At 44.2% G+C, this 18,475-nt stretch carries 20 protein-coding genes; 15 read left to right on the forward strand and 5 right to left on the reverse strand.

The window, feature by feature from the left end; translation table 11 throughout:
• Positions 1 to 12: 12 nt before the first annotated feature.
• The 3 genes from ACPUEY_RS04080 to ACPUEY_RS04090 form a co-directional block, all read right to left on the reverse strand.
• Positions 13 to 618 carry an alpha/beta hydrolase gene (locus tag ACPUEY_RS04080; RefSeq protein WP_425121229.1) on the reverse strand — a complete coding sequence of 202 codons (606 nt, stop codon included), beginning with the start codon at positions 616 to 618 and terminating at the stop codon, positions 13 to 15.
• Positions 619 to 645: 27 nt separating this feature from the next.
• Positions 646 to 1,659, reverse strand: coding sequence for a sulfate ABC transporter substrate-binding protein (locus ACPUEY_RS04085; RefSeq protein WP_425121230.1), 1,014 nt, complete (start codon positions 1,657 to 1,659; stop codon positions 646 to 648).
• Between the two features lie 177 nt (positions 1,660 to 1,836).
• The gene (locus tag ACPUEY_RS04090; RefSeq protein WP_425121231.1) at positions 1,837 to 2,841 is read right to left on the reverse strand and encodes a sulfate ABC transporter substrate-binding protein; all 1,005 of its coding nucleotides are present in this window, start codon (positions 2,839 to 2,841) and stop codon (positions 1,837 to 1,839) included.
• 166 nt (positions 2,842 to 3,007) lie between these two features.
• Between ACPUEY_RS04090 and pabC the strand changes: the two genes are divergently transcribed.
• The 4 genes from pabC to ACPUEY_RS04110 all read left to right on the forward strand — a co-directional run bounded on the left by pabC (position 3,008) and on the right by ACPUEY_RS04110 (position 5,974).
• A complete protein-coding gene (gene pabC / locus ACPUEY_RS04095; RefSeq protein ID WP_131273391.1) occupies positions 3,008 to 3,820 on the forward strand; it encodes an aminodeoxychorismate lyase in 813 nt (270 codons plus the stop codon).
• Between the two features lies 1 nt (position 3,821).
• Entirely contained in the window at positions 3,822 to 4,868 is a 1,047-nt protein-coding gene (mltG, locus tag ACPUEY_RS04100; RefSeq protein ID WP_425121232.1) for an endolytic transglycosylase MltG, read from the forward strand.
• A 9-nt stretch (positions 4,869 to 4,877) separates the two neighbouring features.
• Complete coding sequence (tmk, locus tag ACPUEY_RS04105; RefSeq protein WP_425121233.1) at positions 4,878 to 5,483, forward strand: dTMP kinase; 606 nt, start codon at positions 4,878 to 4,880, stop codon at positions 5,481 to 5,483.
• Between the two features lie 74 nt (positions 5,484 to 5,557).
• Positions 5,558 to 5,974, forward strand: a complete 417-nt coding sequence (locus ACPUEY_RS04110) for a PaaI family thioesterase (protein WP_131273388.1) — start codon at positions 5,558 to 5,560, stop codon at positions 5,972 to 5,974.
• A 67-nt stretch (positions 5,975 to 6,041) separates the two neighbouring features.
• On the opposite strand, the gene nadB is transcribed toward ACPUEY_RS04110, so the two are convergent.
• The gene (gene nadB / locus ACPUEY_RS04115) at positions 6,042 to 7,685 is read right to left on the reverse strand and encodes an L-aspartate oxidase (protein ID WP_165493278.1); all 1,644 of its coding nucleotides are present in this window, start codon (positions 7,683 to 7,685) and stop codon (positions 6,042 to 6,044) included.
• 226 nt (positions 7,686 to 7,911) lie between these two features.
• Here nadB and ACPUEY_RS04120 point away from each other — a divergent pair, with 226 nt between their 5' ends.
• The 11 genes from ACPUEY_RS04120 to ACPUEY_RS04170 all read left to right on the forward strand — a co-directional run bounded on the left by ACPUEY_RS04120 (position 7,912) and on the right by ACPUEY_RS04170 (position 17,201).
• A complete protein-coding gene (locus ACPUEY_RS04120) occupies positions 7,912 to 9,294 on the forward strand; it encodes a Do family serine endopeptidase (RefSeq protein ID WP_425121234.1) in 1,383 nt (460 codons plus the stop codon).
• Between the two features lie 141 nt (positions 9,295 to 9,435).
• Positions 9,436 to 9,897: an acyl-CoA thioesterase gene (locus ACPUEY_RS04125; RefSeq protein ID WP_425121235.1), complete on the forward strand. Its 462-nt coding sequence runs from the start codon at positions 9,436 to 9,438 to the stop codon at positions 9,895 to 9,897.
• 173 nt (positions 9,898 to 10,070) lie between these two features.
• Positions 10,071 to 11,888 (forward strand): translation elongation factor 4, encoded by a 1,818-nt coding sequence (gene lepA / locus ACPUEY_RS04130; protein WP_092818596.1) that lies wholly within the window; start codon positions 10,071 to 10,073, stop codon positions 11,886 to 11,888.
• 24 nt (positions 11,889 to 11,912) lie between these two features.
• Positions 11,913 to 12,740, forward strand: a complete 828-nt coding sequence (lepB, locus tag ACPUEY_RS04135; RefSeq protein ID WP_425121236.1) for a signal peptidase I — start codon at positions 11,913 to 11,915, stop codon at positions 12,738 to 12,740.
• A gap of 20 nt (positions 12,741 to 12,760) precedes the next feature.
• Entirely contained in the window at positions 12,761 to 13,135 is a 375-nt protein-coding gene (locus ACPUEY_RS04140; RefSeq protein WP_092818594.1) for a DUF4845 domain-containing protein, read from the forward strand.
• Complete coding sequence (rnc, locus tag ACPUEY_RS04145) at positions 13,107 to 13,805, forward strand: ribonuclease III (protein ID WP_092818593.1); 699 nt, start codon at positions 13,107 to 13,109, stop codon at positions 13,803 to 13,805. Before ACPUEY_RS04140 ends, rnc begins: the two co-directional genes overlap by 29 nt.
• Positions 13,805 to 14,833: a GTPase Era gene (gene era, locus ACPUEY_RS04150; protein WP_092818592.1), complete on the forward strand. Its 1,029-nt coding sequence runs from the start codon at positions 13,805 to 13,807 to the stop codon at positions 14,831 to 14,833. Before rnc ends, era begins: the two co-directional genes overlap by 1 nt.
• A 30-nt stretch (positions 14,834 to 14,863) precedes the next feature.
• Positions 14,864 to 15,055 (forward strand): NF038104 family lipoprotein, encoded by a 192-nt coding sequence (locus ACPUEY_RS04155; RefSeq protein WP_131273382.1) that lies wholly within the window; start codon positions 14,864 to 14,866, stop codon positions 15,053 to 15,055.
• A 12-nt stretch (positions 15,056 to 15,067) separates the two neighbouring features.
• Positions 15,068 to 15,778 carry a DNA repair protein RecO gene (gene recO, locus ACPUEY_RS04160; protein ID WP_425121237.1) on the forward strand — a complete coding sequence of 237 codons (711 nt, stop codon included), beginning with the start codon at positions 15,068 to 15,070 and terminating at the stop codon, positions 15,776 to 15,778.
• 25 nt (positions 15,779 to 15,803) lie between these two features.
• Positions 15,804 to 16,529, forward strand: coding sequence for a pyridoxine 5'-phosphate synthase (gene pdxJ, locus ACPUEY_RS04165; protein WP_425121238.1), 726 nt, complete (start codon positions 15,804 to 15,806; stop codon positions 16,527 to 16,529).
• Positions 16,530 to 16,547: 18 nt separating this feature from the next.
• On the forward strand, positions 16,548 to 17,201 hold the full coding sequence (locus ACPUEY_RS04170) for a tRNA-(ms[2]io[6]A)-hydroxylase (RefSeq protein WP_261182558.1): 654 nt from the start codon (positions 16,548 to 16,550) through the stop codon (positions 17,199 to 17,201).
• Positions 17,202 to 17,345: 144 nt separating this feature from the next.
• Here the strand turns inward: ACPUEY_RS04170 and lipA are convergent, their stop codons facing one another.
• Complete coding sequence (gene lipA, locus ACPUEY_RS04175) at positions 17,346 to 18,359, reverse strand: lipoyl synthase (RefSeq protein WP_131273378.1); 1,014 nt, start codon at positions 18,357 to 18,359, stop codon at positions 17,346 to 17,348.
• Positions 18,360 to 18,475: the final 116 nt, after the last annotated feature.

The raw sequence follows: 18,475 nt of genomic DNA on the forward strand, positions 1-18,475 counted from the left end.
AATTTGCAGGGTTTAAATTGCAAATTTAAAAAAGCACTTGCTTTCATCAGTAAAATTGATATGTTGCAGCACATTTTCTGAAATCAAATAATCATAAATTTCAGGAAAAGGCCCAAAACCGGAAGCAACATTAATATGTCCAACCTGACCCAGATTAACCGGATTAAGTTTCCATGCCTTGGCAAGTTGCTGGGCATCTTCAAAATTTAACCAGGGATCATTTTCACTGATCAGTAAAGTGGTTGGCACGGCAATTTTCAGCTGATGAAAATAGCGTTGATAATCTTGCTGGCTATCACGTGAAAAACCGGCTTCACCAAAACGGGCAGGGTTGGCTGGTGCCACCAGAATCAAATTTTTAATTTTTTGATTGAGTTCCGGATGCTGGGCTAAAGCTGCCACTGTGGTTAAACAGCCAAAACTATGCGCCACAATCTGGATGCTGCCTTGAATAGGTGCCACGGTCTTTACAAATTCGGCAACCCAGTTTTGTAACACAGGCGTGTTCCAGTCCTGTTGCTGCACACGGGAGCATGACATGAGTTGTCGTTGTAGCCATGACTGCCAGTGGGCAGGTTCACTGCCACCTACACCCGGAACAATTACGGTATGAATCATGTCGATGCTCCTGTCTATCGAATACTGTTATTTTGCATTATTGGCTTTAACAATCTGGTCAAATACGCCGCCATTTTCAAAGTGCGCTTTTTGAACTTTATTCCAGCCGCCAAATTCCTGATCGATGCTGACCAGTTTTAATGGCTTGAATACCTTGCTGTATTGCGCCAGTGTTTTTGCGTTGCGTGGACGATAAAAGTTTTCAGCCGCAAGTTGCTGGCCGCGTGGCGAGTAAAGGAAGTTCAAGTAGCCTTGAGCGAGATATTTGTTGCCTTTTTTCTCTGCATTTTTTTCGACAATCGCCACGGGTGGCTCAGCCAAAATAGACAAAGATGGTGTGATAATTTCAAACTTACCTGGTTGTTCACGAAGGGCTAAGTAAGCTTCGTTTTCCCAAGCCAGCAGCACATCACCAATGCCACGTTCTGCAAATGTTGTGGTTGAACCGCGTGCGCCAGAATCGAGAACCTTGGTGTTTTTATAAATTTTACGCACAAATTCCTGTGCAGTTTTGTCGTTGCCACCCGCCTGGTGTTTTGCCCAAGCCCATGCCGCCAGATAGTTCCAGCGTGCGCCGCCAGAAGTTTTAGGGTTTGGGGTAATGATGCCTACTCCCGGTTTAACCAGATCACCCCAGTCCTTAATGTGTTTCGGGTTGCCTTTACGCACTAAAAATACGATGGTAGAGGTATAGGGTGTCGAGTTATGCGGCAGCTTCTTTTGCCAGTCTGCAGGTAACTGTCTGGTTTTTTCCGCAATCACATCAATGTCGGCAGAAAGGGCTAAAGTCACCACATCGGCATCCAGGCCATCAATCACCGCACGCGCCTGTTTGCCTGAACCGCCATGAGACTGCTTGAAATTGATTTTCTGACCGGTACGGCTTTCCCAGTATTTGCTGAAATCCTTGTTCACGCTTTCATACAGTTCGCGTGTTGGGTCATAAGAGACATTGAGAAAATCTTTCGCTGCAGCACCTAAAGAAATGGTCGATATAACTGCCGCTAAAACCCCAAGTTTCAATTTTGCCGAAATGCTCATGCGAACCTCAATATTCTTAATGTGTTTCATTACAGGAGTACAGAATAGTCCTATTCTTTATGCATAAAAAATAATAAAAAATGAATTTAATATGAATAAAAAAGATAAAAGGGTTGGGTTTATAAAATAAGCACCAGCTTTATGCATAAAACTGATGCTTAGGGTGATTGGCTAAGATTATTTGGTGCTATTGGCTTTCACAATCTGGTCAAATACGCCGCCATTTTCAAAATGTGCTTTTTGGACTTTGCTCCATCCGCCAAATTCTTTATCAATGGTGACCAGTTTCAGTGGTTTGAATACGGATTTGTATTTTGCCAATACTACTGCATTACGTGGACGGTAGAAGTTACTGGCAGCAATCTTTTGACCTGCAGGTGAATACAGGTAATTTAAGTAGGCTTTAGCTAAATTCAGGTTGCCGTCTTTTTGGGCATTCTTTTCTACAATGGCAACGGGTGGTTCAGCCAAAATAGACAATGACGGCGTGATAATTTCAAACTTGCCCGGTTGTTCGCGGATCGCTAGGTGAGCTTCGTTTTCCCATGCCAGCAAGACATCACCAATGCCACGTTCTGCAAATGTTGTGGTTGAACCGCGTGCACCTGAGTCCAGGACTTTGGTGTTTTTATAGATTTTACGTACAAATTCCTGTGCTTTGGCATCGTTACCGCCTGGCTGATGTTTCGCCCAAGCCCAGGCTGCAAGATAGTTCCAGCGGGCACCGCCAGACGTTTTCGGGTTTGGGGTAATAATGCCCACCTCATTTTTGACCAGATCGCCCCAGTCCTTAATGCCTTTCGGGTTGCCCTTACGTACCAGGAATACAATGGTGGAGGTATATGGGGTAGAGTTATTCGGGAACTGTTTTTGCCAGTTTTTTGGTAAAAGATTTGAATTTTCGGCAATGGCATCAATATCTGCTGCAAGTGCCAGTGTCACCACATCGGCATCCAGGCCATCAATCACCGCACGCGCCTGTTTGCCAGAACCGCCGTGTGACTGTTTAAAGTTAATATCTTGGCCGGTGGTTTTTTTCCAGTATGCGCCAAACTCTTTGTTGTAGTTTTCATACAATTCACGGGTTGGATCATAGGAAACGTTTAAAAAGTCTTTTGCCAGTGCAGTAAAAGAGGTTGCTGAAATAAGTGCTGCCAAAACCCCGATTTTTAATGTACGCATTTTGCTGTCCTTTGAATTTGAATTATGAATGTTTCGTAACGAGGCCAAGCATAGCTTTATCTTTTATATGAAAAAAATAATAAGAAATGAATTTGATATGAATAAAAAAGCTATCAATTCAGCGCCACTATTTTTAAACTAGGTCATCATTTGCAGGATGTTTGTTATGCCATGTTTTAAGAATGCACGGGAAATAAATGAAGTGTCATTACAGGACCGTGCCTTTCATTACGGAGATGGCTGTTTCACTACAGCACGTGTTCGGCATGGCAAAATGGAACTCGAAAATTTGCATAAGTCGCGGTTACAGTTAAGTTGTGAGCGGCTGATGCTGCAGGCAGATTTAAGCTGCATTGAAAAAACTTTGGCTGTGTTGCAGCAGCAATTTTTGCAAGTCAATGGCACATTGAAAATCATCATCAGTCGCGGAGAGGGGCAGCGCGGTTATAGCCTGCCAGATCATCCGGCCGATGTCTGGGTGTTTTTTTATCCCAAAGCCGTGGATGATTTTCAGATAGAGAAAATTAAATCCGGGGTGCTACAACAGGCATTGGGCTTGAGTATGCCCAATCTGGTCGGCTTAAAAAGCCTGAACCGTCTGGAACAGGTCCTATTAAAGCATGAAGCCGATCAGCGCGGATGGGCAGAGGCTTTGGTGACCGATGTACAAGGGACGGTTGTTGAAGGAGTAAGCAGTAATTGTTTCATTCGTTTAAACAATACATGGGTTACACCGGAACTTCGCTATAATGGCGTGCATGGCGTGATGCGGGCGGAAATTTTGTCCCGGATGCAGCAGCATGGCATTCAATGTGAACAGCGTTTTATCGATCTGGATGACATTGCAAAATTTGAAAGCCTGTTTTTCTGTAATGCCCTAAGTCCCATGAAAGTTGTGACTGAACTTAATCAACACGCGTTGAATGTTCAACCGTGTATTGAACTTTTTAATATCCTTCAATTAGATCAGATTCATTAATATGTCCAGCCCAAAGAAAAAATCGAAAAAGAAAGCAACCCGCGTATTTCCATTCAAAGGCATTGTCGTTCTAATTGCAGGTTTTGTGGTCCTGATTGGTGTAATCCTGGGGTCAAGCTTGTTCAGGTCCTATCCGGTGCAAGGTGAAAAGCAAATGCTGGCGATTGGAGACGGTGATAGTTATTCCAGCTTTATTGACCGTTTAGCCAAGGAAAATAAAGTCAGTTTTCCTGTCGTGTTGAAGCTTTATCAAAAAATCATGATTCATGACAGCATGAAAGCCGGTGTTTATGAAATTCATCAAGGTATGTCGGTACGTGAAGTCATGGAACTGGTCTCGAATGCTGAAAATGCACAGATGAACCGTATTCTGGTGATTGAAGGCACCACGTTTAAACAACTGATTGCACAGCTGAAAAAGGATGATCTGGTCACCAAGGATGTGATTAATCTGCCTCAGGATCAAATGCTAAAAGCCTTAGGTATTCCGTTTAATCATCCCGAAGGCCTGTTTGCGCCAGATACCTATTTCTTTGCCAAAGGGGAAAGCGATAAGAAAATTTTGACCGATTTATATAAACGTCAAATGAAGGCTTTGGATACGGCATGGGAAAACCGTGCAGGCGGCTTACCTTATAAGGATAAATATGAAGCGCTGATTATGGCTTCCATTGTGGAAAAAGAAACCAGCCTGGATCATGAATTAAATCAGGTGTCGGGGGTGTTTGTCCGTCGTCTGGCACAAGGTATGCGCTTACAAACCGATCCAACCGTAATTTATGGCATGGGCGACCGTTATAAGGGCAACATCACCCGTACCGATTTGCGTACGCCTACGCCATATAATACCTATACCAACAATGGCTTACCACCGACACCGATTGCTTTGCCAAGTCAAAAAGCCATTGAAGCGGTTATGCACCCGGACAATTCCAACAATATCTATTTTGTGGCTACAGGCAATGGCGGGCATAAATTTAGCGCAAGTTTGGATGAGCATAATCGCGCTGTGCAAGAATATTTAACTGTCATACGTTCAAAAAATTAAGGAGTGGGGATGTTTATTAGTTTTGAAGGCACTGAAGGTGTCGGGAAAACCACACTCATTCGTAAAATCCACGAGCACTTGATTGAGCAAGGTCAAGATGTCGTTCTCACACGTGAGCCGGGTGGCACGCCGATGGCAGAACAAATCCGTTCCCTGTTGCTGTCTGTCAATCATGAAGAAAGCATGTCGAACGACACCGAATTGCTATTAATGTATGCGGCACGTGCACAGCATTTACAGCAAGTCATTGTTCCTGCATTGGCGGCAGGTAAAACAGTACTGTGCGACCGTTTTACCGATGCCAGTTTTGCCTATCAGTGTACAGGGCGTGGCTTAAGCAAAGAAAAATTACAGTTATTGAATGCCAACTTTGTTTCATATATGCCTGATATCACTTTTTGGCTGGATGCGCCGACTGAACTGGGAATGTTGCGCGCGCGTGCACGGGGTGCACTGGACCGTTTTGAACAGGAAAAAGCGACTTTTTTTGAGAAAGTACGTTCAGGCTATCAAGAGCTTTGGGAACGGCAGGGTGAACGGATTAAGCGTCTGGATGCCACCCAAACCCCAGAACAGGTATTTCACCAGGCACTTGCATGTTTACAATCGGTGTAGCCACTCTCTGTGATTGGGTTTAAATGAAAAATCTTCTATAGTGGGTAACATTATGGAAGATTTTTTTATAAACAATGAAAAGTAATAAAGCCGAAATTATTGATTTTTTGCAACGCGAATTTCCGCAAAGTCTGCAAAAATGTGAAATAGAAACCGTCACTGAAAAAGGCGCATCCATTATTTATCATGTGGGAAGTGCAGATTTAAGACCGGGTGGAACGGTGTCTGGCCCCACCATGATGACTGCTGCCGATTATGCACTTTATATTGCGATACTGGGGGAAATCGGGATTGTTGCGTTGGCTGTTACGACCAATTTATCGGTTAATTTTTTAAGAAAACCCACCGCAGCACAGGATATTCGTGCAGTTTGCCAATTAATGAAAGTGGGTAAAGCCCTCATTGTCGGGGATGTATGGTTATATTCCATTGATCTGGATGAACCGATTGCCCACGCGGTAGGTACTTATTCCATCCCACCCCGGCAATAAATAGACATCATGCAGATTGAAAAAGACCGAACAAAATGTTCGGTCTTTTTATTTAGGCTACACGGATTTAAGCATCCACATTGACCAACGGGGTTTCCACCTTAAAGTTTGGTGGAGTCAGTACCGTTTTACGCAGTTCAGGTCCAAGCTCCGGATAATCCAGGGTGTAGTGCAAACCGCGTGATTCCTTGCGTTCCATGGCACAGCGCACAATCATCTCTGAAACCAGTACCAGGTTACGCAGTTCAATCAGGTTTTTGCTGACCTGGTAATCTTGGTAATATTCAGTGATTTCACGCTTCAACATTTCAATACGATGTAAGGCACGTTGCAGGCGTTTGGTGGTCCGTACAATGCCGACATAGTTCCACATGGTCTGACGCAGTTCATCCCAGTTTTGCAGAATAACGACATCTTCATCCGGATTCATCACTTGTGAATCATCCCAGGCAGGGATAGCGGGTGAAACATAATCCGGATTGAACAGGCTTTCTATATGTTTTGCTGCGCTCATGCCATATACGAAACATTCTAAAAGTGAGTTGCTGGCCATTCGGTTAGCACCATGCAAGCCGGTATAAGAAGTTTCACCAATGGCATATAAACCTTCAATGTCGGTCTGGCTATTTTCATCAACCACCACGCCGCCACAGGTATAGTGGGCCGCAGGAACCACGGGAATCATGTCCTTGGTAATGTCGATTCCTAACTCGAGTAACCGTGCATACAGGGTCGGGAAGTGCTCTTTAATAAACGCTTCATCTTTATGGGTAATGTCCAGCCAGACATGACGGATACCCAAACGCTTAATTTCATAGTCAATGGCACGTGCCACGATATCACGCGGTGCCAGTTCCGCACGTTCGTCAAAACGCAGCATGAAACGTTCACCGTCCGGCAAGCGTAAATAAGCCCCTTCACCGCGCATGGCTTCGGTAATTAAAAAGGAACGTGCTTGCGGATGATACAGGCAGGTCGGATGGAACTGGTTGAATTCCATGTTGGCAACCCGGCATCCGGCACGATAGGCCATGGCAATGCCATCACCGGTCGCAATATCCGGATTAGAGGTATACAGATAGGCTTTCATCGCCCCGCCACACGCCAAGGCTGTAGAAGGTGCCAAGAAAGTATGGACTTTTTCAGTCTTTTCATCGAGCGCGTATAAGCCTAGGGCACGATTACTTTGATCTTTCAGGCCGAGTTTTTTTGAAGTGATTAAATCAATGGCAATATAGTTTTCAAAAATCGTGATGTTTTGCTTTTCACGGGCACGTTGCACCAAAGTGGTTGAAATGGCACGACCGGTCGCATCTGCGGCATGGATGATACGGCGCTGTGAATGACCACCTTCACGAGTTAAATGCAGCTGTTCCTGTTCATCTAAGGTAAATTGCACGCCATGTTTTAACAGGAAATCGACCGAAGGTTTGCCACCTTCTACTGTCTGCTTGACGGCTTCACGTTCGCATAACTGCGCACCTGCAATCATGGTGTCATCAATATGTTGTGCAATGGAGTCGGTTTCATCTAAAACCGCAGCAACGCCGCCTTGCGCATAAAAAGTACTGGCTTCGGTGAGTGTCGATTTGGCCAAAACAGCAATATTGAAATGATCGGGTAATGATAAGGCCAGACTCAAACCTGCACCACCACTGCCCACAATGATCACGTCAAAATGATGTGTTGTATTTAAATTAGACATGTCCATCAGCTAATTTGAAAAAAGTTTGCTAATAACACCCCTTTTTTACTCAAAAAACAAGACCTAATATGCTAATGTATGATGAGAAAAAGTAATAAGGCAACAAACTTTTAAGAAAGATTTAAGCTGTTGTTTATACAAATATAATCAAACATATTATTACCCAAGACAGGCATGTTTTGTGCTAAATACTGTTTACGCATACTTATAATGAATGGAGTGAATGCTTTACATGAACAATCGCTATATACAAAAAGGAATGTATGCTGCTGTATTCACCATGGCAGCAATGCAAACACAAGCAGCTTCTTCGGTGGACTTTTCCAATCTGGTTGAACAGGTCAGCCCTGCTGTAGTGAGTGTCAATGTCGTTAAAAAAATGACTCAGGAAGAGCTGATCCAACAGCAAATCCCTGAAATTTTAAAACGCTTTTTTGGCAATCAGGTGATTGTTCCACAGCAACAGGCTCAGCAAGAGAAAACTGCTTACGGCAGCGCATTTTTTATCAGTAAAGATGGTTATCTGTTAACCAATCATCATGTGGTTGAAGATGCATCTAAAGTGACCATTATGTTTAATGACCGCCGTGAAATTGATGCCACCGTGATCGGAAGTGATGCCCGTACCGATGTGGCATTGCTCAAAGTCAATGGTTCCAATTTCCCTGAATTGCGTACCGGAAATGTAGACCGGCTCAAAGTCGGTGAGCCAGTACTGGCGATTGGTTCACCTTTTGGTTTTGACTATTCTGCATCTGCCGGAATTGTCAGTGCGAAAATGCGTAACATGATGGGGGAAACCTCGGTGCCTTTTATTCAAACCGATGTAGCCTTGAATCCGGGTAACTCAGGCGGTCCCCTGTTTAACCAGAATGGTGAAGTGGTGGGAGTGAACTCGCGTATCTTCAGCGGTACCGGCGGATATATGGGGCTGTCATTTTCCATCCCGATTGATGTGGCGATGGATGTGGCAGAGCAACTGAAAAAGAATGGCAAGGTCACTCGCTCATATCTGGGGGTGATGTTGCAGGATATCGATCGCAACCTTGCAGAATCTTATAACCTGTCCAAACCTGAAGGTTCACTGGTGACCCAGGTCGCACCGAACTCTCCGGCAGCCAGAGCTGGCTTTAAGGCGGGTGATGTGATCCTGAAATATAATGGCTTGCCTATTTCCAGAACCTCTGATTTGCTTAATTACTTAAACCGGACTTCACCGAATCAAAACATTCAATTGCAAGTTTTGCGGGATGATAAGACCCGTAATATCTCGGCAACATTGACGACTGCACCGGACGACACACCGGCACCGGTGGAACAGGCAGCCCAAAATAAAGGTCCTGTTTTGGGGGTGACGATTCGTAACTTGACGGCCAGTGAGCAATCCCAACTGAATCTTAAAGGCGGTATTCTGATTCAAGAAGTCAAACGGGGAGGGATCGCTTCACAATCCCGTATCGCTGCAGGAGATATCATTACTCAAATCAATAATAAAACCATTTTGAATAGTAATGACTTCATTAAGGCAGTATCCGAATTGAAAAAAGGTTCAATTGCACGGGTTTCCATTATCCGTCAGGATCAACGCGCAATTCTAGGCATGCGGATTGAATAGCATAAATCAATCTATTCAACAGAAAACCACTCTATAGCCGAGTGGTTTTTTTATATTTTGCAATTTTACTACAAGGCAAAATTACGTAGACTGTCTGGCTTTGAAGGTCAATTTTGCATAGCGTAAGGATCAGTAAAATAAATGAGCACAGTTTTTGATTTGGAAATCACCGTTCAAGCAAAAGATATTGACAGTCTGGGGCACGTGAATAACGTGGTGTATATGCACTGGATGCAGGATGTCGCTACTGCACATATTGATGCGCTGGGCTTGGGCTTGAGTGAGTACCTGGAACTGAAGCATGCCATGGTTGCAGTAGAGCACCATGTGCAATACCGTAAAGCGGCATTTGAAGGCGAAAAGATTATCTTGCGTACCTGGCTGGATGATATCAATGCCTTGTATTCTTTCCGGCAATATGTGTTTTATCGTCCCCAGGACCAAAGCGTTTTATTTATGGGGAATACCAAATGGGCCTGTGTGGAAATTGCCACCGGTCGGCCAAAACGCATGTCTCCTACTTTTAGCCAAGCCTACCAGCCAATATCGGAACACGCGAATCCACTGGATTTTAGCCAGTATGATGTGATGGCTTCAAACTGAGTGCATGAATGCAATCCGGTTTTATTTTGAAAATAACAGTCAAAGCGAAAAACGAACTCATTATTTAGGATACATTGAAAAATCCATCTGCTATAATCCTACGCAATTTCTATTCAGCTTTTGCCATGCATTAACTATTGTTTGCATGGCGTGTTTTTTTCTCAAGGTAGCCCATGGCGCAAGCTAAAAAATCTGTTGATATTAAAAACATTCGTAACTTCTCGATTATTGCGCATATCGATCATGGTAAATCGACACTGGCGGATCGCTTTATTCAAACCTGTGGTGGTTTGCAAGATCGCGAAATGCAGGCTCAGGTTCTGGATTCTATGGAACTGGAACGTGAGCGCGGTATTACCATTAAAGCGGCATCCGTGACCCTGTACTATACCCATCCGAACGGTCAGGAATACCAATTAAACTTTATTGACACGCCAGGACACGTAGACTTTTCATACGAAGTATCCCGTTCGCTTGCGGCATGTGAAGGTGCACTTCTGGTTGTTGATGCTGCGCAGGGCGTTGAAGCCCAGTCTGTGGCGAACTGCTATACCGCGATTGAACAGGGACTTGAAGTCCTCCCTGTACTCAACAAGATTGACTTGCCGCAGGCTGAACCTGAACGTGTGATTCAGGAAATTGAAGACATCATCGGGATTGAAGCGACCGAGGCACCGACCTGTTCAGCGAAAACAGGTCTCGGTATTGAAGGTGTGCTTGAAACGCTGGTCAATGTTATTCCCGCACCTACAGGTGATCGCGAAGCACCGCTACAAGCCTTGATTATTGACTCATGGTTCGATAATTACCTCGGCGTGGTGTCTTTGGTGCGTATCAAACAAGGGCGTGTGCGTAAGGGCGATAAAATGTTGATTAAATCAACAGGCCAATCGCACATCATTACTTCGGTCGGTATCTTCAATCCTAAACATACCGAAACCGGCATTTTAGAAGCCGGAGAAGTGGGTTTTATCATTGCCGGGATTAAAGATATTTTTGGTGCGCCAGTCGGTGATACCATCACGCTTGCAGCAACGCCAGAAGTACCGACTTTACCGGGTTTCAAAAAGGTTAAACCGCAGGTTTATGCGGGTCTTTTCCCGATCGACTCAAGTGATTTTGAACCGTTCCGTGAAGCGCTGCATAAACTGCAAATCAATGACTCGGCATTATTCTTTGAACCTGAAAGTTCAGATGCCTTAGGTTTTGGTTTCCGCTGTGGCTTCCTCGGCATGTTGCACATGGAAATCGTACAGGAACGTCTAGAGCGTGAGTACGATCTTGACCTCATTTCTTCTGCGCCAACCGTAATTTACGAAGCCGTGATGAAGAATGGTGAAACGATCTATATCGACAGTCCATCAAAAATGCCGGATGGTTCGACGGTAGAAGATTTGCGTGAACCGATTGCAGAATGTCATATCCTGGTACCACAAGAATACTTGGGTAATGTGATGACCTTGTGCGTGGAACGCCGTGGTGTACAAAAAGACATGAAGTTCATGGCTAATCAGGTTTCCATTACTTTTGAAATTCCGATGGCAGAAGTGGTCATGGATTTCTTTGATAAATTGAAATCATGTTCACGTGGTTTTGCATCTTTAGACTACAACTTTATCCGTTTTGAAAGTTCATCGCTGGTGAAAGTGGATGTGCTCATTAATGGTGAGAAAGTCGATGCTTTAGCGATGATCTGTCACCGTCAGGATGCACGTCACCGTGGTATTGCACTGGTTGAAAAAATGAAAGACCTGATTCCGCGTCAAATGTTTGATGTCGCCATTCAGGCCGCGATTGGGGCGCAAATCATTGCCCGTTCTACCGTAAAAGCCATGCGTAAAAACGTACTGGCCAAATGTTATGGCGGTGACGTATCGCGTAAGAAAAAACTTCTTGCCAAGCAGAAAGAAGGTAAGAAACGTATGAAGCAGGTGGGTAGTGTTGAAATCCCGCAAGAAGCGTTCCTTGCTGTGTTGAAAGTAGAAAGATAATAAATAATAGAGGTTATATCGCTCATGGATTTTGATTTTAATTTAATCCTTGTACCCGTCACACTGATTTTCTTTTTGGTGTGGCTACTCGATAAATTTGTCTTTAAACAAAGACAAACACGGGGCAAGGGAAATGAAAATTTCATCATCACATGGGCATATGATTTCTGGCCAGTACTGGCCGTTGTGCTGGTGCTGCGTTCATTCCTGTATGAGCCATTTAACATTCCGTCCGATTCTATGGTTCCGACCTTGGAAACGGGTGATTTTATTCTGGTCAACAAGTTTAACTACGGTGTACGTCTACCGATTGTCAATACCAAGGTAATTGATGTCGGTGAACCGGAACGTGGCGATGTGATTGTATTCCGTTATCCGCCACAACCGACCATCAGCTATATCAAACGTGTGGTGGGTTTGCCGGGAGATCATATCGTCTATGATCATGGCCAGCTCAGTATCAATGGACAAAAAGTGGCGAAAGTTCCGGTAGAATTTAGCCGCGAAAAAGATATTCTCGATACACCAGAATCCATTTACCATCAGGAAACACTCGGTAAACATACCTTCAAGATGCGTGAGCTTGAAGGGGTAAATGTTGCCCGTCAGGCACCCTTTATCAACTATGTTGAAAATGGTAAATATTCATCTGAAAATGGTTTATATTGGGAAGTAAAAGTACCTGAAGGTCACTACTTCGCGATGGGGGACAACCGCGATCAAAGTGCTGACAGTCGTTTTTGGGGCTTTGTACCAGAAGAAAACCTCACAGGTCGTGCATTCTATAAATGGATGCATAAAGAACCTGGATTTAAATTACCGTCGTTTAACCGCAACGGTATTATTGATTAAGCATGATTGGAAAATAACAAATGCGTAAAAATCAACAAGGGGCATCCTATATTGCAATTTTAATTGCAGTGATTGGTTTCGCTTTTTTAGTGAAAATTGCCATTGCTGTTTGGGGACCGTATGTCGATGATCGTTTGATCGATACCCAGATTACGGAATTAATGCAAGATAGTCCGGCAAATACATCGCCTGAAAAATTTGCTCAGCAAATGTCACAGCGTTTAGATATGAATGGCGTGCGTGATATCAATTTTAAAGATATTGCACAGGTGACCAATATTGATGGGCTACAAGTGAAAAAAGATTATGAGATAAGAAAGCCTTTCTTGCTCAATATAGATTTAGTGTTAAAGTTCGAGAAAAGTTTTGATCAAAGGTCAGTCCAAACTAAGTGATATGCGCTTAGTCCACCGTATCGGTTATCAGTTCAAACAGCCTGAATTATTGCAGCTTGCACTGACCCACCGATCGGTTAGTCATAAAACTAACTATGAGCGCCTGGAATTTCTCGGCGATTCATTGTTAGGGATGATCATTGCCCATTATTTGTATCAAGCCTACCCGCATGAAAATGAAGGGCGTTTAACGCGTATGCGTGCCACACTGGTTCGTCAGGAAGCATTAGGCAAAATTGCAAACGATTTGAAACTTGGTCCATGTTTAATTCTGAGCACGGGTGAGTTGAAATCGGGTGGACATCATCGGGAATCTATTCTTGCTGATACTGTAGAAGCGATTATTGGTGCAATTTATGTCGATTGTCATGATCTGAAGGTATTACAAGACATCGTATTGAAATGGTACGCGCCATATTTGGACCATATTGAACCTACAGACCAACTCAAAGATCCTAAATCACGCTTACAGGAATATTTGCAGGCACGTAAAAAGCCTCTCCCTGTTTATGATGTTGTAGATATTCAAGGTGATGCTCCCAATCAGCATTTCAAGGTGGAATGTACCATTGAGGGCTTGCCTGTATTGTATGGTGAGGGTTCAAGTCGTCGCTTTGCCGAGCAGGCAGTTGCGGCAGATATCTTAAAACAATTGGAGCAAAAGTCTTAATGACTACTCATTCCGATCACATCGATGCTGATCACGAGCCGCAAGACAGTGGCAATGATTTAATTAATCAATTCTTCAGTTCGCAAGGAACCACGATTCCTTCGGACTTTAAAAGTGGCTTTGTTGCAATTGTAGGACGCCCGAATGTGGGTAAATCTACATTGATGAACCATTTGCTGGGTCAAAAGCTCTCTATCACTTCACGTAAACCGCAAACCACACGTCATAAAATTGTCGGGATTGATAGCCGTGAAAAATCTCAGGCAGTCTTTGTGGATACGCCGGGGATGCACAAGAAAGAAGTACGTGCCATCAATAAAATGATGAACCGTGCCGCTCATTCGGCACTACGAGATGTGAACCTGGTACTGTTTGTGGTGGATGCGCAAAAATGGACCCAGAACGATGAGCTGGTGCTGGAAAAGCTGAAAAATGCAGAAATGCCGGTGATTCTGGTGATCAATAAGCTGGATACTTTTGAAAACAAGAATCAGGCATTACCCTTGATTCAGGAACGTGCAAAATTGATGAACTTTGCCGAGATCGTACCTGTATCAGCCTTACGTGGTGCCAACCTTGAGCATTTGCGGAATACCATTGAAAAGTATTTGCCATTCCAGCCACCGCTTTATTCACTGGATCAGATTACGGACCGTTCAGAACGTTTCCTTGCTTCGGAAGTGATTCGTGAAAAAATCATGCGTCAACTGGGTGAAGAACTGCCGTATGATTTGACCGTGCAAATTGAGTCTTTCAAGACTGAGGAAGCCACCATCAATCCGAAAACCGGCCGTCCAAAAGCGGCATGTACCTATATTGATGCCACCATTTTTGTCGATCGTCCTGGTCAAAAGGCTATCGTGATTGGTGAAAAAGGTTCAAAATTGAAGAAAATAGGTATGGATGCCCGTACCGACATGGAAAAAATGTTTGAACAGAAAATCATGCTGACCCTTTGGGTAAAAGTCAAAGGTGGCTGGTCTGATGATGAACGTGCCCTGAAAAGTTTGGGTTATAGTGATATCTAAAATCTAGGTTTTACTTTGAAAGGAACTGTAATGATTAAAGTACTGACTGTTGTAGCATGTGTAGTGTTCCTGCAAGGCTGTATTCACAAGATTGTTACAGTTCCGGTAAAAGTGGCTTATAAAACCACCAAAGGCGTGGTGAAAGGTACAGCAGCTGTGGTGGGTGCTGTCATTCCGGATGGAGAGGATGAAGATTCTGATCCGGAAAAGAAAAAGGATTAGACTTCATTCTTTATGCGCAATGAAACCTTGCATGGCTATTTAATCCATCATCGTAAATACCGTGAGCGCAGCCATATTGTGCATCTGTTTACCCAGGAGCATGGTCGCGTGGATGGAATCTTAAGGCAAACGCCGCCCCCGCAATACCAGCCGATCTGTTTACAGGCTTCCGGTAAATCTGAGCTTAAAAATTTTACCAAACTGGAAATTGTCAATCAGCCCATTTTCTTTTTTGGCGATGCCTTCTTTTCCGGTTTTTATCTGAATGAAATTATCCTGCGCTTGTGCCCGGTTGAAGTGGAAATGCCACAAAGCTTTGTGCAGTATCATCAGACCTTGCAGCAATTGCAAAAGCTGGCACAGCAGGAGCATCCGGATCTTTTCTTAAGACAAATTTTACGTCAGTTCGAACATGCACTTTTGGAAGAACTGGGCTATGCACTTGATTTTACGGTGGATGCACAGCAACATAAAATTCAGGAATCACAATCTTATCTGTTTCAGCTCAATGATGGCTTTATTCCTACAGCGCAACAGTCACGTTCGACTTTATCTGGACAGCAGATTCTTTCGATGCGTGATTATAAAAAAGGTAGGGATTTCAATCATGAGCAGTTACAATTATTGACTAAGCTTTATCGGCAGATCATCACCGCACTTTTGGGCGACCGACCGCTGAAAAGCCGTCAATTGTGGATTCAAAATACTCAATCTCAATCTTAATTTTAAACATGGTTAGGAAATTGTTATGGCTGCATTGCTTGGTATAAATATTGACCATGTGGCGACTTTGCGACAGGCGCGCGGAACCACTTATCCAGATCCAGTGAATGCTGCTTTAATTTGCGAACAGGCAGGCGCGGAGGGGATCACCCTGCATTTGCGTGAAGACCGTCGTCACATTCAGGATGATGATGTCCGTCGCATGCGTCCGGTGCTAAAAACCCATATGAACCTGGAAATGGCAGTCACGCCTGAGATGGTGGAGTTTGCCAAGGAAATTCAGCCGCATCATGTGTGCTTTGTTCCGGAAAAGCGTCAGGAAGTGACCACTGAAGGTGGCCTGGATGTAGTGGGGCATTTTGAAGAGGTTAAAGCCGCGACTCAAGCCTTGTCTGCCATTGGCTGTGAAGTGTCTTTATTTATTGATGCCGACTTTGAGCAGATTGACGCAGCCGTGGCTTGCGGTGCGCCCACCATCGAGTTGCATACAGGTGCCTATGCCGATGCTGAAACCGCTGAAGCTCAGCAGCATGAACTTGAGCGTATTGTCAAAGGTGCGGAATATGCTGCATCTAAAGGTCTGATCGTGAATGCAGGACATGGTCTGAACCTGGACAATGTCACGCCAATTGCTGCAATTCCACACATTCATGAGCTTAATATCGGTCATTCTATTATCGCCGATGCAGTCTTTGTCGGTTTGGCGCAAGCTGTTCAACAAATGAAAGCTGTGATTAAAGCAGCACGTTAAGATTTAAGTTTAAAAGTTATGTCGACAACCCATTATGATGATCTCATGAAACCTGTGATTGGCTTCCTGGGATGTGAAACGCCGAAAGCCTGGCTAGATGAAGCAGTGAATAACCTGGAGTTGCTCATGCAGGATCATGCCAATTGCGAGAAAAAAGCCGCTGGAACAGCCATGAACCTGATGTTCCGTTACAGCTTTTTTACCGATTTGCAGGTCAAGCTGGCACAACTGGTACGCGAAGAGATGCTGCATTATGAGCAGGTACTGGAATTCATGTCGAAACGCGGACAGGAATGGAAAGCGGTGAGTGCAGGTCGTTATGCAGGGATCTTGCGCAAGGAAATTCGCACCTATGAGCCTGAAGCACTGATTGACGTGCTGATTATTGGTGCCTTTGTGGAAGCACGTTCCTGCGAGCGTTTTTATGCGCTTGCCCCACTGGTTGATGAAGAGTTAGGACGTTATTACCGTTACCTGCTCAAGTCTGAATCACGCCATTATGAAGATTATCTGGCACTGGCTTTAGATGTTGCCAAAACGTCTAAAATGAAAGATCCGGAAGAAGACATTCAGGGGCGCATTCAGCATATCCGTGAAGTGGAAAAGAATTTAATCCTCTCTGAAGATGATACTTTCCGTTTCCATAGTGGTGTACCACATCAAGCTGCTTAAATGCTTTTGATTTCACAAATCCTCTATTTAAATAGGGGATTTTTTATGTCTCATTTTTATCTTTTTTAGCCGGAAATAAAAATGCCAATCTAAACTTATTAGATTGGCATTTGTTGATCTGCCTGGTTTCAGGCTGATTTTCAATTAAGCTTCAATGGTCTGAACTGCAATTTTCTTCGCAGGGTCAACTTTACGGCGTACGGCTGGAACTGGTTCACCATAATATTGACGGTCGGCAAAGTAACTTGAGCGAACCATCGGGGCTGCCCAGATATTCTTGAATCCGAGTTTTTGACCATGTGCTGTGTAACGCTCAAATTCTTCTGGAGTCACGAAACGGTCAATCGGTGCATGTTCTTTAGAAGGCTGTAAATACTGACCAATAGTCACGTAATCGACATCATGAGCTTTTAAGTCATCCAGCAGGGCAATCACTTCTTCTTCAGTTTCACCAATACCGACCATCAAGCCACATTTGGTTGGAACATCCGGGCAGTATTCCTTGAACATTTTCAGCAGGTTTAAAGAATGCTGATAGTCTGAACCCGGACGCATTGCTTTATACAGGCGCGGTACAGTTTCAATATTGTGGTTAAATACGTCCGGTGGACACTCGGTCATGATGCGAAGCGCTACGTCCATACGACCACGGAAATCCGGAACCAGAATTTCCAATAAGGTATTTGGGCTCAAGCTGCGGGCTTCTTTAATGCAGTCCACGAAATGCTGTGCACCGCCATCTCTGAGATCATCACGGTCAACCGAAGTAATCACGGCATATTTTAAGCCTAGGTTGGCAATGGTTTCGGCCATATGACGCGGTTCGTCCGGGTCCAGTGCGTTTGGACGACCATGTGCCACGTCGCAGAACGGACAGCGACGGGTACAGATATCACCCATGATCATAAAGGTTGCGGTACCGCCACCAAAACATTCTGGCAGGTTCGGGCAAGCGGCTTCTTCACACACTGTATGCAGTTTTTGTGCACGCAAGGTGGTTTTAATGCGTTGAACTTCATCTGGTGCCGCCATTTTCACGCGAATCCAGTCCGGTTTGCGTGGCGTTTCAACCGTAGGTACAACTTTTACAGGAATACGAGCGACTTTCTCTGCGCCACGAAGTTTGACACCCTGTTCAGGTTTACGGTTTTCAGACATATTCAACTTTTCCACTGTTTTTTGACGGGGGAGATACTAGATATATTAGGTCTCTCATTATAACGGACTTGAATCTAAATGGGGTAAAAAGGATATTCATTTAATAAATGTAGTCA

Origin of the sequence: Acinetobacter sp. G11 (genome assembly GCF_049808495.1) — a bacterium.
GTDB lineage: Bacteria > Pseudomonadota > Gammaproteobacteria > Pseudomonadales > Moraxellaceae > Acinetobacter > Acinetobacter kookii.

Excerpts from the sequence above, each read along its gene's own strand:
- ACPUEY_RS04080 (WP_425121229.1), bottom strand. The coding sequence starts at position 618 with ATGATTCATACCGTAATTGTTCCGGGTGTAGGTGGCAGTGAACCTGCC.
- ACPUEY_RS04085 (WP_425121230.1), bottom strand. The coding sequence starts at position 1,659 with ATGAGCATTTCGGCAAAATTGAAACTTGGGGTTTTAGCGGCAGTTATA.
- ACPUEY_RS04090 (WP_425121231.1), bottom strand. The coding sequence starts at position 2,841 with ATGCGTACATTAAAAATCGGGGTTTTGGCAGCACTTATTTCAGCAACC.
- pabC (WP_131273391.1), top strand. The coding sequence starts at position 3,008 with ATGCCATGTTTTAAGAATGCACGGGAAATAAATGAAGTGTCATTACAG.
- mltG (WP_425121232.1), top strand. The coding sequence starts at position 3,822 with ATGTCCAGCCCAAAGAAAAAATCGAAAAAGAAAGCAACCCGCGTATTT.
- tmk (WP_425121233.1), top strand. The coding sequence starts at position 4,878 with ATGTTTATTAGTTTTGAAGGCACTGAAGGTGTCGGGAAAACCACACTC.
- ACPUEY_RS04110 (WP_131273388.1), top strand. The coding sequence starts at position 5,558 with ATGAAAAGTAATAAAGCCGAAATTATTGATTTTTTGCAACGCGAATTT.
- nadB (WP_165493278.1), bottom strand. The coding sequence starts at position 7,685 with ATGGACATGTCTAATTTAAATACAACACATCATTTTGACGTGATCATT.
- ACPUEY_RS04120 (WP_425121234.1), top strand. The coding sequence starts at position 7,912 with ATGAACAATCGCTATATACAAAAAGGAATGTATGCTGCTGTATTCACC.
- ACPUEY_RS04125 (WP_425121235.1), top strand. The coding sequence starts at position 9,436 with ATGAGCACAGTTTTTGATTTGGAAATCACCGTTCAAGCAAAAGATATT.
- lepA (WP_092818596.1), top strand. The coding sequence starts at position 10,071 with ATGGCGCAAGCTAAAAAATCTGTTGATATTAAAAACATTCGTAACTTC.
- lepB (WP_425121236.1), top strand. The coding sequence starts at position 11,913 with ATGGATTTTGATTTTAATTTAATCCTTGTACCCGTCACACTGATTTTC.
- ACPUEY_RS04140 (WP_092818594.1), top strand. The coding sequence starts at position 12,761 with ATGCGTAAAAATCAACAAGGGGCATCCTATATTGCAATTTTAATTGCA.
- era (WP_092818592.1), top strand. The coding sequence starts at position 13,805 with ATGACTACTCATTCCGATCACATCGATGCTGATCACGAGCCGCAAGAC.
- ACPUEY_RS04155 (WP_131273382.1), top strand. The coding sequence starts at position 14,864 with ATGATTAAAGTACTGACTGTTGTAGCATGTGTAGTGTTCCTGCAAGGC.
- recO (WP_425121237.1), top strand. The coding sequence starts at position 15,068 with ATGCGCAATGAAACCTTGCATGGCTATTTAATCCATCATCGTAAATAC.
- pdxJ (WP_425121238.1), top strand. The coding sequence starts at position 15,804 with ATGGCTGCATTGCTTGGTATAAATATTGACCATGTGGCGACTTTGCGA.
- ACPUEY_RS04170 (WP_261182558.1), top strand. The coding sequence starts at position 16,548 with ATGTCGACAACCCATTATGATGATCTCATGAAACCTGTGATTGGCTTC.
- lipA (WP_131273378.1), bottom strand. The coding sequence starts at position 18,359 with ATGTCTGAAAACCGTAAACCTGAACAGGGTGTCAAACTTCGTGGCGCA.